This window comes from Xanthomonas bonasiae (assembly GCF_014836395.1).
Classification (GTDB): domain Bacteria; phylum Pseudomonadota; class Gammaproteobacteria; order Xanthomonadales; family Xanthomonadaceae; genus Xanthomonas_A; species Xanthomonas_A bonasiae.
Genome location: NZ_JACSQX010000006.1, coordinates 255,506 through 269,818, shown reverse-complemented (window position 1 = coordinate 269,818; position 14,313 = coordinate 255,506). Strand labels below are relative to the sequence as shown.

The following is a 14,313-nucleotide window of genomic DNA, read 5'->3' as shown; positions in this document are numbered from 1 at the left end:
GCCCGGTCGCGGCTGCAGCCGCTCCTACAGGGGGAAGCGCCGACCAAAGCGCTACAGCTCGTAGGACAGCACGTCCTCGAAGCCGAACTTGCCGAAGTCGCGGATCCGCGACGGGTACAGCCGGCCGATCAGGTGGTCGTGCTCGTGCTGCACCACCCGCGCGTGGAAGCCTTCGGCCTCGCACACCACCGCGTTGCCGTCCGGGTCCAGGCCGCGGTAGCGGATCTGCCGGTAGCGCGGGATCACCGCGCGCAGCCCGGGAATGGACAGGCAGCCTTCCCAGCCATCCTCCAGTTCGTCGGACAGCGGCTCGATCTGCACGTTGGCCAGTGCGGTGCGCGGCACCGCCGGCGCATCGGGATAGCGTGCATTGCTGTCGAAGCCGAACACCATCAACTGCAGGTCCACTGCGATCTGCGGCGCGGCCAGGCCGACGCCGCGTGCGGCGTCCATGGTCTCGAACATGTCGGCGACCAAGGCGTGCAACTGCGCGCTGCCGAACGTATCGACCGGCTGCGCGATGCGCAGCAGGCGCTGGTCGCCCATGCGGATGATGTCGCGGATCATGCCCTGCTCCTGTGCCCGAGTGCCGTGCCGATTATCCGCCGACTGGCGCGCGCTTGCAGCCTGGTCCCGTCAGCGTGACCGTGGGTGTTCGCGGCTGCGCACGGGGCCGGGGCCGAAGCCTCTCCCACACTGCACCCGGCCGGCCCTTCGCAAGTCCTGTGCAGCAGCGGTGGCCGGTGGTGTCGGCCGCCGCGTGGCGGCCTTTCCCAGCCGGCGTGCTTGGCGCCTCATCGAGCGGGACGCGAGGCCGGCACCGCGCGCCACTGCGAAATCCACCTGCAGCGGCGCGTTTGCGGCGACCGTCGCCGCATCGCGCATGCGGCGCGACGCGATTTTTCGTGGCGATGCTGTAGAACAACGACCTGGACTCCCCCGCGCGCAGGCAATGCACAACGATCGCCCTGGATCCTCTTTCTTCTCGCCGAGCCGGCGCGACCTGCTGCGGCTGGCCGTGCTGGCCCCGGCGGCGTTCGGACTGGGCCTGCTGCCGGGCTGTTCGAATCCGCCGCGTTTCGACGGCAGCTTCATCCAGCCGTGGCGCAGCCACCTGGACCTGAGCGCGCAGGACTGGCAACAGCACATGGCGCTCGCCCAGCGCCTGGGCTGCCGGCAGATCGTGGTGCAGTGGGCCGGGCTGTACGGCAGCGGCGGCGATGCGGACTGGACCCTGCCGGACAGCACGCTGCAGCTGATCTTCTCCACGGCCGCCGCCGCCGGCCTGCAGGTGCGGGTCGGCCTGCCGTATCACAGCGGTTGGTGGAAGGCGCTGCAGGCGCCGGACCTGGCCACGCTGGATGCGTTCCTGGCGCTGACCCTGGACAACGCGCGCGCCTATCTGCAGGCCGCGCCGTGGCGCAGGCAGGCCAACTTCGACGGCTGGTACCTGCCGTACGAACTGGAACAGTTCCACTGGGCGCAGGACGCGCGGCAGCAGCGCCTGTGCAGCTGGCTGGCCGCGCTGTGCGCAGCGGCCAGCGCCGGCACCGAAAAGGTCACCGCGATCTCCACGTATTTCAGCCGGCTGCAGACCAGCGGTTCGCTGCCGCAGCTGTGGAACCTCATCCTCGACCAGGTGCCGCTGCGGCCGATGGTGCAGGACGGCGTCGGCGTCGCCGGGCTGGACAACCTGGATGGCGTGGACCCGCTGCTGGCGTCGCTGCGTGCGCGCCAGGTCGCCTTCGACGTGGTGGTCGAACTGTTCGAGGAACTGCGCAGCTCGGCCGCCGACGGCAGCCACTTCCAGGCGCAGACCGCCGATGCCGCACGTATCCAGAAGCAGCTGGCGTGGGCGCAGCGCAGCGGCACCGCCGGCATCTTCGCGTTCGCGCTGGACCCGTGGCTGTCGCAGGACTCGCCGCGTGCGCAGGCGCTGCGCCGGCAGTGGCGCGCCGGGCGCCAATAGCCGCCCGCCGCGCGCCTGCTACAGGGCGCGGCCGATGATGTCGCGCAGGATCTCGCTGGTGCCGCCGAAGATGCGCAGCGCGCGCGCATCGGCCCAGGCGCGGCCGATGCCGTATTCGCTGCTGTAGCCGTACCCGCCGTGCAGCTGCAGCAGCGCGTCCAGCACCTGGCCCTGCATCTCGGTGGCGTTGAGCTTGGCCATCGCCGCGGTGGTCGCCTGCAGCCGGCCCTGCATGTGCTCGCCCAGGCACTGGTCGAGGAAACTGCGCAGCATCGCCAGCCGCGACGCCGCGTCGGCGAGCACGAAACGGGTGTTCTGGTGGTCGATCAGGTGGCGGCCGAACGCCTTGCGCTGGCGCACGTAGGCCAGGGTCTGGTCGAGCATGCCTTCGGCCGAGGCCGCGGCGCGCAGCGCGATCGCCAGGCGTTCGGCGGCCAGTTGTTCGCCGAGGTAATCGAAGCCGCGCTGTTCCGCGCCGAGCAGGTGCGAGACCGGCACCGCCACGTCCCGGAAGAACAGCTCGCTGGTGTCCTGCGCGTGCTGGCCGATCTTGGCCATCGGCGCGCCGCGGACGACGCCGGGCAGTGCGGTGTCGACGCAGAACAGGCTCAAGCCGCGCGCGCCCAGTTCCGGCGCCACGGTCGCCACCACCACCGCCACGTCGGCGTTGCTGCCGTTGGTGATCCAGGTCTTCTGGCCGTTGAGCAGGTAGTGCTCGCCGTGACGCACGGCGCGGGTGCGGATCGCCTTGAGGTCGCTGCCGGCGCCGGGCTCGGTCATCGCGATGGCGCCGATCGCCTCGCCGCGCGCCATCTTCGGCAGCCACGCGGCGCGCACCGCGTCGCTGCCGTGCTGCATCAGGTACGGTGCGACCATGTCCGAATGGATCGAGAAGCCGATGCCGAGGAAATTCGCCCGTGCCAGTTCCTCGATCACGCAGGCGGCATGCCCGGCGTCGCCGCCCAGGCCGTAGGGTTCGGGCAGCTGGCAGTTGAGCAGGCCGGCCGCGCCGGCCGCACGCCACAGCGCGCGCGGGGTGATGCCGTCGCGCTCCCACTGCGCGTAGTGCGGGGCGATCTGGCTGTCGATGAAACGCCGCACCTGCGCACGGAACAGGGTGTGGTCTTCGCGGAACACGGGGCGCTCGCGCATGGCTCAGCGGCCGACCGGATCGGTGCCGCTGAGCTGGCCCTGCAGCACCGGCGCATTGCCGCTGCCGCTCAGGAACAGGCTGTAGTGGTCGCCGGGCTGCAGCGACGGCAGCGCCAGCGGCACGCTGTCCTTGCTGCCGCACGTGGCGACCAGGCGGGCCTTGACCGGGTTGATCGCGCGCGCGCTGCTGGCGCCCGCGGCGACGGCCGGGAACACCACCGCACCGCCGTCGGCGATCGCCAGCCGCGCCTGGCCGCAGCCGCCGGCCAGGTTGTAGAAGCGGATCTCGGCCTTGAGCGCGTCGCTGCTGCCGCCGCCATCGGCCAGCACCGCCAGCGGCCGCGACGGCGCGGCCGGGTCCAGCACCAGCGTGGTGAGGCTGCCCGCGGCGACCTGCGCCTGCTCGCGCGCCTTGCCGGCCACGCGCAGCGCGAACGGCTTGCCGCTTTCGACGATGGCGTAACGGGTGGCACGCGTGGCCGGGCCGATGCGCTGTGCGGCGCCATTGCCGATGCCGACCTCGAGCGCGGCATCGCCCGGGTTGAGCACGCGCACGAACGCCGAACCGGCCGGCGGGCGCGCGGCGTACAGCTGCGCGAGGCGGCCTTCCGCGGCGCCCTGTTGGGCGTTGGCGGCCAGTGGCGCGAGCGCGGTGGCGGCAAGCAATGCGAGCATCAATTTCATCGTGGCGGTTCCTGGCTGCGGAGCGTGCGCGCCATGGCATAGCGCTGCTCCAGTTGTTTGCGATCGACCTTGTCGCTGTTGCCGGTGGGCAACGCGTCCACGGCGATCAGTTCGGAGGGAATCATGTAGGCCGGCACGCGGCGGCCGAGTTGCTGCTTCCAGTCACGCAGCGCATCCGGCAGTGGCTGTACCGCGCCGAGGCCCGGCACCGACAGTTCGACGAAGCCGATCATCCGCACCAGGCTGCCATCGGGCCGGCGCAGCACCACCGCGGCACCGGCGACCACGCCGTCCAGGGTCGACAGCGCCGCATCCACTTCGGCCAGTTCGATGCGATAGCCGTTGAGCTTGATCTGGTCGTCCCTGCGGCCGCGGAAGTAGAACCGTCCCTGCGCATCGACCTCGCCCAGGTCGCCGCTGCGGTAGGCGCGCTTGCCGTTGTGCTCGAACAGCACGCCCTGGTCGAGGTCGGGGCGGTCCAGATAGCCGCGCATCACGTGGTCGCCGGCCATGCAGATCTCGCCGGCGTCGAGGAACACCTCGGCATACGGCTTGGCCACGCCGATCGGAAACGGGTTGGGTGCGGCCGCGCGCAGTGCGGCATCGATCTCCACCCAGGTGGTGGAACAGGTCGCTTCGGTCGGGCCATAGGAGTTGACGATGCGCGCCTGCGGAAAGCGCGCCCACACCTCTTCGGCCACACGTGGGGTCAGCGACTCGGCGCCGAACACGAACACCTGCAGCGCGGGCAGGCGCTCGGCGCTGAAGCGCGGATTGAGCAACTGCTGGCGCACGAACGAGGGCGTGGACGCCCACACCGCCACGTCGGACTGGCGCAGATGGTCGACGAAACGGTCGCTGTCGGCGATCACCTCGCGTGGGCACAGCACGCAGCACCCGCCCAGGCCGAGCGCGCCGCACAGGTCGAACAGCGAGAAATCGAAGTTGAACAGCATCTGGTTGAGGAAGGCCGGCGCCGGCCCCAGCGCCAGGCAGTCGCGGATCCAGCCGGCGAACAGGGCCACGCTGTCGCGGCCGATCTGCACGCCCTTGGGATCGCCGGTGCTGCCGGAGGTGAACATGATGTAGGCCAGCTCCGGCACCGCCAGCGCGCGCGCGTCGTCGGCACCAGGGCCGAACGCATCGGTGGCGGCGTCGTAGACCGCGGCGGCGTGCACCAGCGCGACGATGCGCTGCAGCCGCGCCGGCGGATTGATGGTGTCCACCGGCACGTAGGTCACGCCCAGTTGCAGGCAGCCGAGCATGGCCACCACGAAGGCGGACTGCTTGTGGCCCCAGATCACCAGCGCATGGCCCGGCTGCACGCCAGCGCGCTGCGCGCGGGCGACCCACTCCTGCGTGGCCTGGTACACCCCGGCCCAGTCCAGCACGCCATCGGCATCGCGCAGCGCGGGCGCCTGCGCGGCGTGTTCGCGCTCGACGAAACGGCATTGCTCGAAATCAAAGCGCATGCATGCGGCTCCTGGCGCGGTCCGCGCTCAACGCCGGTGCGCGGCCACGTACTCGGCCAGCGCCTGCACCGATTCGACCAGCGTGTCGATCTCGTCGATCGGCAGGGTCACGCCGAGACGGTCCTTGACCTCGACCATCAGCTGCACCTTGGACATCGAATCGAACAGCGATTCCATGTATTCGTCGGGCTGCACGCGGGTGCCGATCACGCTCTCGACGATGTCGCTCAGCTGGGTCTGGAGGGTCTGCATGTCCATGGGATTCACCTTGTCAGAACTGGAAATAGAGGAAACGCGATGCCTTGTGCAGGCTCGACAGGCACAGCACGAGCAGCGAGAGCATCGCCAGCAACCACGGCAGTCTGGGCTGCCAGCGCATCCACGCGCGCGGCGCCGGGTTCGGCTTGCTCAACGCGGGCGAATACACGCCCATGATCTGGTGCGCGTTCGGCGCCAGCCATACGATCGCCAGCAGCAGCGCGATGTAGAGCAACTGCACGTGGTGGCCGATCAGCAGGCGCCAGACATCGCCCAGGCCCATGCCGGCGACATGGCCGAGGCCGTGCAGGCTTTCCGCGCCGCGCAGGCCGGCCATGCCCTGCACCAACTGCCACGCATCGCCCACGCCGTCGGCGCGGAAGAACGCCTGCGCCACCAGCACCGCGGCGAAGGTCAGCAACAGGTAACCGACGTGCTGCAGCGGATTGAACGTGCGCAGCGCCGCCGGCGTGCGGCCGACGACGAAGATGCGCCAGGCATGGTTGATCGCCAGGTAGGCGGCATGCAGCAGGCCGAAGATCAGGAACTGCAGGCCGGCGCCATGCCAGATGCCGGCCAGGCCCATCGCCCACACCGTGGGCAGCACGATCAACGACAGGAAGCCGCCCGCCGAGGCCACCGCGGCCGGGCCGCTGGCGCGCCCGTGGCGGCTGCGCCAGCGCGTCACCGCCATCGCCACCGGGTAGTACAGGTAGGCGGTGATGTAGCGGGTCAGGGTCATGTGCCAGCGCGACCAGAAGTCGATCACGCTGGTCGCCTTGTACGGCGAGTTGAAGTTGAGCGGGAAGCGGATGCCGAACATCCGCGCCAGCCCCAGCGCCATGTCCGAGTAGCCGGAGAAATCGAAATACAGCTGCAGCGCGTAGCTCAACGCGGTGGCCCATGCGCCCCAGAACTGCAGCTCGCCGGTGCTGGCGAAACCGGCGTCGGCGTACGGCGCGATGCTGTCGGCCAGCAGCACCTTCTTGGCCAGGCCGATCACGAACAGCATGCCGCCGACCGACAGATTGTCGGCGTGGAAACGGTAGGTCTCGCGCCTGCTGAACTGCGGCATCATTTCCTTGTGGTGGAGGATGGGGCCGGCGATCAGGTGCGGGAAGAAGGTCACGAACAACACGTAGCTGAGCGGGCTGCGGTCGTTGACCAGACCGGCGCGGCAGTCGAGCAGGTAGCCGATCTGGGTGAAGGTGAAGAAGGAAATGCCCAGCGGCAGGATCAACGCATCCATCGGGCCGATGTCGACACCCAGGTCGTGCGCGAAGGTGACCATCGCCGCGACGTACTTGTAGTGCATCAGCAACGCCAGGTCGGCGGCCACGCCCAGCGCGACCACCAGCAGTTGCAGCCGTGGCCGCGTCCGCAGCGCCAGCACGAGCAGGCTGACCAGGTAATTGAACACGATCGAGCCGAGCAGCAGCACCACGAACTGCGGATTCCACCAGCCGTAGAACACGATCGAGGCCACGCACAGCCACAGCGCGGCCAGGCGCGGCTGCAGCGCACCGAGCAGGTAGTGCACGCCCAGCGCGATCGGCAGGAACATCAGCAGGAACAGGAAGGAATTGAACAGCATCGTCGGTCGGCGCTCAGTCGATCCCGGCCAAGGCCGCCTGCTCGCCCTCGGTCAGCGGCAGGGACAGGGCCATTTCGGAGAATTCCCAGATCACCAGCTTCAGGCTCGGCGGCCAGTGCGCGCGCTGCGGCCAGGCCGCCAGCAGCGCGCCGGAGAACTGGCCGCCGTCCAGGCTCTGGTTCCACACTTCGCGGCCCAGGGCATTGCCCAGGCGCTCGGCGAACAGACTGCGGCGTCCGTTGGAGCTGCCCAGCAGCAATACCTCCACCGGCGGCGTGTCATCCAACAAGCCGCCGCTGCGCAGCGGTGCGATGGTCTGCTGCGGTTCGCGATCCAGTGCCGGGCGCCAGGCCGGCGGCGCATGCTCCAGCCCGGCCAGCACGACCAGGTCGCCCATCCGCGGCGTCGGCGCACCGGGCGCGCCGACCGCGAACGCCTGCCCGCCGCGCCCGCCAAGCAGCGGCAGCGCGGAGGCGGCCACCGCGTCGGCGGCGCGCTGCGCGCCGATGCGGTTCATGTGCACGTCGGTGCGGAAGAACACCGGCGCCTGCCCTGCCTGCAGTACCGGCAGCAGATCGGTCGAGGCCACGCCCGCGGCGGCCAGCGCCTGTTGCCACTGCCCCAACCGCGCGCGCATCGGCGGCGAATGGCGCAGGCCGCAGGTATGCGCCTGCTCGATCCGCGATTTGTCCGGCACCACCACCACCAGCAGGTGCACGCCCTGCGCCTGCAGTTGCCGCGACCAGTGCCGCATCAGGCGCACGCGCTGGGCGAACACCGCCGCGCCTGCGCCCGCAGGCGGACGCAGGCCATCGCGGTAGAACAACCAGTCCGGACAACCCAGCGCGACCTGCGGTCCCGGATCGCCGAGCAGCCGATAGCGCAACGCCGCGCCGACCAGGTCGGCACGCTCCTGCAGCGGCAGCTTCAATGCCGCATTGATCGCGCGGCCGGCCTCGCCATCGGCCCAGCGTGCCGGCGCCAGCGATGCCGCCGGCAGTTGGGCGCGGCCCAGCATCCAGCTCCCGCACGCCAGGCCGGCGACCAGCAGCGCGACCAGCACCGCGGCCGTGGCGATATGCGCGCGCGCCGGGGCCGCCACGGGCAGTGGCGCGGGCGCGCCGGGACGTGCACTCATCGGCTTACTTTCCCAGCGCCTTGTGCAGGCGCGCCTGCCACTGCTGCACGCTCATGATCGAGGCGTTGTCCCACTGGCCGCGCGCGTCCGGGCCCTGCCCATAGGTCGGCTCGAACATCTGCCACACCAGCACCTGCGGTTTGCGCTGCTGGAACTCGGGCGATTCCAGATACTCCAGCAGCGTCGCCCAGTGGCCGACATTGCCGGGCTTCCAGTTGACCGACACCGGGCGATCGAGCGCGTTGGACAGTTTCTGCGGAAAACCGAAATACGGCTGCACCATGCTGTGCCCGGTGACGTGCACCGGTGCCGGCGCGTCGTCCAGCAGCGCCTGCTGCTCGGACTGGCGGCGCACGCTGAAGGTGTCGCGGCCGACCGCCTTGCGCTGCGCATCGGTCAGGAACAGTTCGGCCAGATCGCCGAAGCGGCGTTCCTTGATCTCGCTGCCCAGGGCCATGCCGGTGCCGTCCTGGCCCTGCAGATGCGGCAGCTGCTGGCGGATCTGCGCGGCGACCGCCATCGCCACCGCGTCGGCAGCCGGTTGGGTCCAATGCTGGTCGCTGCGGTAGAACACGTCCTGCCCGCCCTGCTTGACCTGGCGCAGCACCTGCAGCGCATCCACCGCCGGCACCTGCGCCGTCACCAGATCGGTGCGGACCAGCGCATAGCGGCCGCGGACGGCATCGCTCATGCGCTTGCCGTCGGGCAGCTTGTCCTCGTAGAACAGCGCCTTGTCCGGCAGCACCACGACCTCCAGCGCGATTCCGGCCGCCGCCAGCGCCGCGCGCGCCTCGGCGATCAACGCGGTGTTGCGCCCGATCGCGGCGCCATCGACCTCGCTCAGGCTGCCCCATGCAGGGAACAACCAGCCGTCCTTGCCGACCATCACGATCGAGGAATCCTGCGCCGCGCTGGCGCTGGCGCTGGCTGGGGCAGTTGGCGCCTGCGCCAGCACGGGCGCGGCGGCGAAGGCGCACAGCAGGCCAAGCCACAGCGCGCGGGTAGGCACGGGAACAATCGGGGCGACAGGATCGGTCATGGCAGTTGTTTCGGCAGGCATCAGTAGGAGAAGGTGGCGGTGGCGAACAGGCCCTTGGCGCGTTGGGTATCGCCACCGCCGATCGCGAAGCGGTATTGCACGCTCAGGTCCAGGTAGGACCGCGCCGCGTTGTAGCGGTCCTCGCGGAACCAGTAGCGCACGCCGACGCCGGGACCGGCGCCGAGCGACCAGCTGCGGTCGGTGTCGGACAGGGCGAACGCCTGCTCGCCGATCAGCGGGTAGTCGATGCCGCTGACCCGCGAGCGCTGGTCGAGCCAGTCCGCGGCCACCACCAGAGACGGGGTCAGCACCCAGCGGGTCTGCTCGGCGCCGAAGCGGTAGCTGCGCCCGGCACGCAGTTCCGCGGCGGCGAACCATTGCGCGCGATGCAGGCGGCCATCGGAGGCGAGCAGGGTTTCGACCGGCGCGCCGCTGCTGTCCAGCCGATCCACGCTGAAGCGCGCGCGGTTGTCGTCCCAGCTGTAGCCGGCCTGCGCATAGCCGCTCAGCGTCCACCACTGGTTCACGTCGGTGCGCACGCCGGTGCCGTGGTAGAAGCCATAGGTCAGGTAGGACATCCAGCCGCCGGCATCGCTGTCCAGGCGATAGCGCGCCTGCGTATTGATCTGCTGCGGCTGGTTGGAGTCGCGCTGGATGCGGCACTGGATCGCGGTCGCGTCCGGATAGACGCCGCCGTTGCGGGTGCCGCTGCCGAGGAACTGGCGGCGCTCGATGCCCGCGCTCAGGCCGGTGCGGCCGAACGCGTAGCGCACGCCGAACGAGCCGATCGTGGACGGCCAGCCGGCACTGGAACGCGAGCGGCTCAAGCGCTCGGCACGCGCGCGTGCGTCTTCGGTGGCTTCGCCGGTGCACGGGTCCACGGCGAGCACCGATTCGAACGTGCCGCCCTCGTCGTACAGCGTGTTGGCCGCGCGCGCGTACGCTTCCAGCGTGCCGTAGCGGTTGTTGAGCGCCTCGGGCCGCCAGAACGCTTCCAGGGTGCTGAACACCGAATCGCCCGGGGTGCTGATCGCCGTGCCGCCCAGGTTGCTCGCGGCCTGGCGCGCGCCGCGGTAGCCGGCCGCGGCGGTGATGCCCCACTCGCGCCCGAGGTTGGCGATCGAACTGCGCGTGGTGTAGCGCTGCGCCTTGTCCAGCGGCAGCGTGCCCTGGTCGGCGCGGTCGATCGCGCTGCGCAGCAGCGCCACCGCCTGCGGGTTGTCGCCGTTGGCGGCGCTGGCATAGGCCTGGTCGAGCACCACGCTGGGCGGCGCCTTGCCGGTGGCCTCGGCCGCGCGGAAATCGTCGAGCGCCTGCGCCGGTTGGCCGGCGCGCTGCTGCAGGTAGCCGCGCTGCATCAGCAGGCCGGCGTCGGCGGGACGCTGCTGCAATGCGCGGTCCAGGCGCTGCTGCGCCTGGGTGCGCTGGGCGCGGTCGCCGGCGGCCAGCGAGGTGGTGAGCAGGTTCTGCAGGCTGCCATCGTCCGGACTCTGCTGCAGCGCCTGCTGCGCTTCGCGGATGGCGTCCTGGTAATCCTGCCGCGCGTACGCGGCGTAGGCGCGCGACGCGGCGCCACCGTTGCCTTGCAGGTCGGCCGGCGTCAGTTCGCACTGGGTGCCGTAGGGCGTATCGCGGCATTGCTGGAACGGTGCCGGGTACGTCGCCAGGGTCAGCGTCGGCGCCGGGCGGGCGCTGCGCAGCGCCTTCTCGCGCTGGGCGATGGCCTGGCCGATCTGCTTGCGCGCCGACTCATCCTCGTCCGCCAGCGGATCGCCCTGCAGCGGCTGCAACAGGCGTGCGGCACGCGCGCGGTCGCCTGCCGCAATGGCCGCGTCCACCGCCAGCAGGCGCACGTTGCGCCGCTGCTGCGCATCCAGCCAGTCCTGCTGCAGGGCGGCGTCGAAATCGGCATTGGCCTGCGCGGTATGCAACTGGCGCTGGCGCAGGTACGCGCGCATCACCAGCGCCACGGTGTTGTCGCTGTCGTTGTCCAGGGCCGCGTCGGCGGTGGCCTCGGCGGCGGCCAGTTGCCCGTCCAGCAACTGCGCGGTCATCAGCAGCAGACGGTGCGACGCCACGTCCGGCGCATACGCCACCGCTTGCCGGGCGAACCCGGCGGCCGCGCCGAACTCCTGCTCGATCAACGCCTGGTAGCCCTGCTGCGCCGGCCTGACCGCGCGCTGGCGGCCCAGCGCCACGCGCTTGGCCTGCAGATCGGCGACATTCGGCGCGCCCAGCTGGATCGCCGTGGCGACCGCGGCCTCGGCTTGTTCGAAGCGTTGCTGGGTTTCCAGCGCCGACACCCACAGGACCGCCCACGCGCCCTGCTGCGGCTGTTGGCGGAAGGCCTGTTCGGCCTTGTCGGCGGCCTCGGCCATGCGGTCGTTGTTGTAGGCGTCGTAGGCCTGGGTGGCGAGTGCGAAGGCGCGCCGATAGGCCTGCTCGGCGGCACTGGGATGCGTGGTGACGCGTGGCGCGGGCGCGCCGCCGGCGCGCGCGGCCGTTGCGCCGGACGCCGTCGTGGATGCCGCGTTCGCGGCGGCCGCCAGACGCGGCAATGCCGGATCCTGCAGCCCGTCGGCGAGCGCACGGCGCGCCTGCGCGCGCGCTTCGTCGCCGCGACCCAGCTTCTGCAGCGCGTAGATCTGCAACAGGCGCAGGCGCACCACGTCCGGGCGCAGCCGCGCCGCTTCGGCGGCCTGGCGGTTGGCCTGCTGGTAATCGCCGCGGGCGTAGGACGCATAGGCATCCTCGGCGATGCGATAGGCGGCGCCGGCCAACGGCAGTTGCTGCGCGTGCGCGGTGGCGCTGCCCAGGCCGAGCAGGCTCAGGGCGATCACGCTGGAGAGCAGGCTGATTCTCATGCGCTCAGCTCTCCGCCGATGTTGTACTGGGGGTTGGCCGCACGGCGATGCTGCTCGCGCACGGCGGCGGCGATCGCCGCCTGGGTGGCGACGCCGTGCTTGACCAGGTAGTCGCCGATGCGGCCGTCGCGTTGCGGCCTGTATTCGTCCAGCACGCGCTCGAACTGGTCGCGCGCGATCAGGCGCAGTTCCACCAGCAGATCGCCCAGCAGCGGTACCGCGTCGACGCGGTAGCTTTCGCCGCTGATCAGGCGCAGGCCGGCGTTGATTTCGCTTTCGCGCGCGATCGCCTGTCGCAGCACGCTCGCGTCCAGGTCGTGCAGCAACCGTTGCTGCTCCTCTTCGGACAATGCGTTGGAGACCGCGACCGCCACTTCGCCGGGCACGTCCGACGGCAGCGGCAGCAGCCGCCATTGCACGCAGGCCTGCACCGACAACGGGAACTGCCCGGCCTGCAGATACGCCACGTCGATCGCCGCGCGCGGCAGATCGCCCTGGAAGGCGATGGCTTCGGCCAGGGTTTCGTCGTCCAGCCAGCCCTGCGCCACCAGGATCCGTCCCAGCGGTTGCTGGCGTCCGCCCTCCTGCTGGCGCAGCGCCTGCACCAGGCGCTCGGGCTCGACCGCTTCCCAGGTTGTCAGCAGTTCGCCCAGGCGCCTGCGGGTATGCACCAGCTGCGCGGCGCTGGGGAAATCGTGCATGGTCTTGTCCCACACCATGCGCTTGCCGAACAGCAGGTACAGCAGGAACAGGCGCCAGGCGCGCGCGGTGGCCATGAAGTTGATCATGTTGCCGACCACCATGCGCGGGATCGACATCAGCGCATGTTCCCAGCCGTACAGGCGGTTGACGAAGTAGAAGCGCTGCGCCACGCGCGTGGCCAGCGCGGCGGTGGTCAGCAGCGCCACGTTCATCTGCCAGGTGCCGCTCTGGAAGATGGTCGGGAACTGGGTCTCCCACACGCCGGCGACCTTGAGCAGCCAGAACAGCAACAGCTGCAGGAAGATCAGATAGGCGAACACGCTGACGAACGAGGTGACGATGCCCTTGCGGTCGCGCGCGAGCAGGTACTTGGTCGCCAGCGAACCACGCCAGCCCAGGGTTTCCCAGCTCTGCAGGCCGATCCCCAGCACCCAGCGCGCCTTCTGCCGGTACGAGGCGCGGAAGTTGTCGGGGAAGTATTCGCGCACGCACAGCGCCATGTGCAGGGTGCGCTCGCGCACCGGGCCCCAGCCGAACCACGACGGGCGGCGCACGCGGAACTGCACCGGGAAGCGCGCGAAGATCGAGTGCATACCCATCGCCGCCAGGCGTGCGCCGACGTCGTAGTCCTCGGTCAGGCTGTCGGTGTTGAACGGCTGGTTGTCGCTGGCCTCGCTCAGCGCCAGCAGCGCCTTGCGCGAGAAACAGGTGCCGACGCCGGCCGACGGCACCATGCCGGACACGCTTTCGCGCACCACCAGGTCCTTGGCGTGCCATTCGGCGAATTCGTCCATGTACACGCCGGCCACCAGTTCGTACCACTCGCGGTCCAGCGAGGTCACCGGCAACTGGATCATGTCCTTGCGCGGCAGCAGGTAGTTGAAGAAGCGCAGCTCCATCGGGTGCAGCACGTCCTCGCTGTCGTGCAGGACCACGCCGGCGAACTCGATGTCGTTCTGCTTCTCGTACTCGAAGATCGCCAGGACCAGCCAGTTCAGGCAGTCGGCCTTGCTGGTCGGGCCGTCGTGCGGCACCTCGATGCGGCGCATGCGCTTGTAGCGGCGGCGCATGCGTTCCACTTCGGCGATGGTCTGCGCGTCGTTGGGATAGGTGCCGACGAAGACCATGTAGTCGTGGTAATCGAGCACGTCGATCATGTTCTCGACCATCTGCCCGATCACGTCGAACTCGGCCCAGGCCGGCACCATGATCGCCAGCGTCTGTTCCGGCCGCTGCAGCAGGTCCTGCTGGGTCAGCGGCCGGTATTCGCTGCGCTGCTTGAGGATCACGCTGCGCCAGATTTCGCGCGCCCAATACCAGGCATCGATGAACAGGTCGTCGAGGCTGGAGATCAGGATCACCACCGCGACCACCACGGCCGCCGTCTCCAGGAAGGCGTAGTAGTTGGCCAGGTAGATGTTCCAGTACAGACCGTCCACAG

The 14,313-nt window shown here is 70.3% G+C and carries 11 protein-coding genes; 1 reads left to right on the top strand and 10 read right to left on the bottom strand.

Annotated elements, in window-relative coordinates; genetic code table 11:
* Positions 1 to 51 precede the first annotated feature (51 nt).
* Entirely contained in the window at positions 52 to 567 is a 516-nt protein-coding gene (gene def / locus H9658_RS11745) for a peptide deformylase (RefSeq protein WP_191825476.1), read from the bottom strand.
* A 385-nt stretch (positions 568 to 952) separates the two neighbouring features.
* Here def and H9658_RS11740 point away from each other — a divergent pair, with 385 nt between their 5' ends.
* The gene (locus tag H9658_RS11740; RefSeq protein WP_191825475.1) at positions 953 to 1,969 is read left to right on the top strand and encodes a DUF4434 domain-containing protein; all 1,017 of its coding nucleotides are present in this window, start codon (positions 953 to 955) and stop codon (positions 1,967 to 1,969) included.
* Positions 1,970 to 1,987: 18 nt separating this feature from the next.
* On the opposite strand, the gene H9658_RS11735 is transcribed toward H9658_RS11740, so the two are convergent.
* Genes H9658_RS11735 through H9658_RS11695 form a run of 9 tightly spaced genes read right to left on the bottom strand, consistent with a single transcriptional unit; the run spans position 1,988 to position 14,311 of the window.
* Complete coding sequence (locus tag H9658_RS11735) at positions 1,988 to 3,121, bottom strand: acyl-CoA dehydrogenase family protein (RefSeq protein ID WP_191825474.1); 1,134 nt, start codon at positions 3,119 to 3,121, stop codon at positions 1,988 to 1,990.
* Between the two features lie 3 nt (positions 3,122 to 3,124).
* Positions 3,125 to 3,805, bottom strand: coding sequence for an alginate O-acetyltransferase AlgF (locus tag H9658_RS11730; protein WP_191825473.1), 681 nt, complete (start codon positions 3,803 to 3,805; stop codon positions 3,125 to 3,127).
* The gene (locus H9658_RS11725) at positions 3,802 to 5,277 is read right to left on the bottom strand and encodes an AMP-binding protein (protein WP_191825472.1); all 1,476 of its coding nucleotides are present in this window, start codon (positions 5,275 to 5,277) and stop codon (positions 3,802 to 3,804) included. Before H9658_RS11725 ends, H9658_RS11730 begins: the two co-directional genes overlap by 4 nt.
* 27 nt (positions 5,278 to 5,304) lie before the next feature.
* The gene (locus H9658_RS11720; RefSeq protein ID WP_191825471.1) at positions 5,305 to 5,535 is read right to left on the bottom strand and encodes an acyl carrier protein; all 231 of its coding nucleotides are present in this window, start codon (positions 5,533 to 5,535) and stop codon (positions 5,305 to 5,307) included.
* A 13-nt stretch (positions 5,536 to 5,548) separates the two neighbouring features.
* Entirely contained in the window at positions 5,549 to 7,129 is a 1,581-nt protein-coding gene (locus H9658_RS11715; protein ID WP_191825470.1) for an MBOAT family O-acyltransferase, read from the bottom strand.
* Between the two features lie 13 nt (positions 7,130 to 7,142).
* A complete protein-coding gene (locus H9658_RS11710; RefSeq protein WP_225209906.1) occupies positions 7,143 to 8,267 on the bottom strand; it encodes an alginate O-acetyltransferase AlgX-related protein in 1,125 nt (374 codons plus the stop codon).
* Between the two features lie 4 nt (positions 8,268 to 8,271).
* The gene (locus H9658_RS11705; RefSeq protein ID WP_318241322.1) at positions 8,272 to 9,276 is read right to left on the bottom strand and encodes an alginate O-acetyltransferase AlgX-related protein; all 1,005 of its coding nucleotides are present in this window, start codon (positions 9,274 to 9,276) and stop codon (positions 8,272 to 8,274) included.
* Positions 9,277 to 9,326: 50 nt separating this feature from the next.
* Positions 9,327 to 12,170: an NfrA family protein gene (locus tag H9658_RS11700; protein ID WP_191825468.1), complete on the bottom strand. Its 2,844-nt coding sequence runs from the start codon at positions 12,168 to 12,170 to the stop codon at positions 9,327 to 9,329.
* Positions 12,167 to 14,311, bottom strand: a complete 2,145-nt coding sequence (locus H9658_RS11695; protein ID WP_191825467.1) for a glycosyl transferase family protein — start codon at positions 14,309 to 14,311, stop codon at positions 12,167 to 12,169. The genes H9658_RS11700 and H9658_RS11695 overlap by 4 nt, the downstream gene beginning before the upstream one ends.
* Positions 14,312 to 14,313 lie beyond the last annotated feature (2 nt).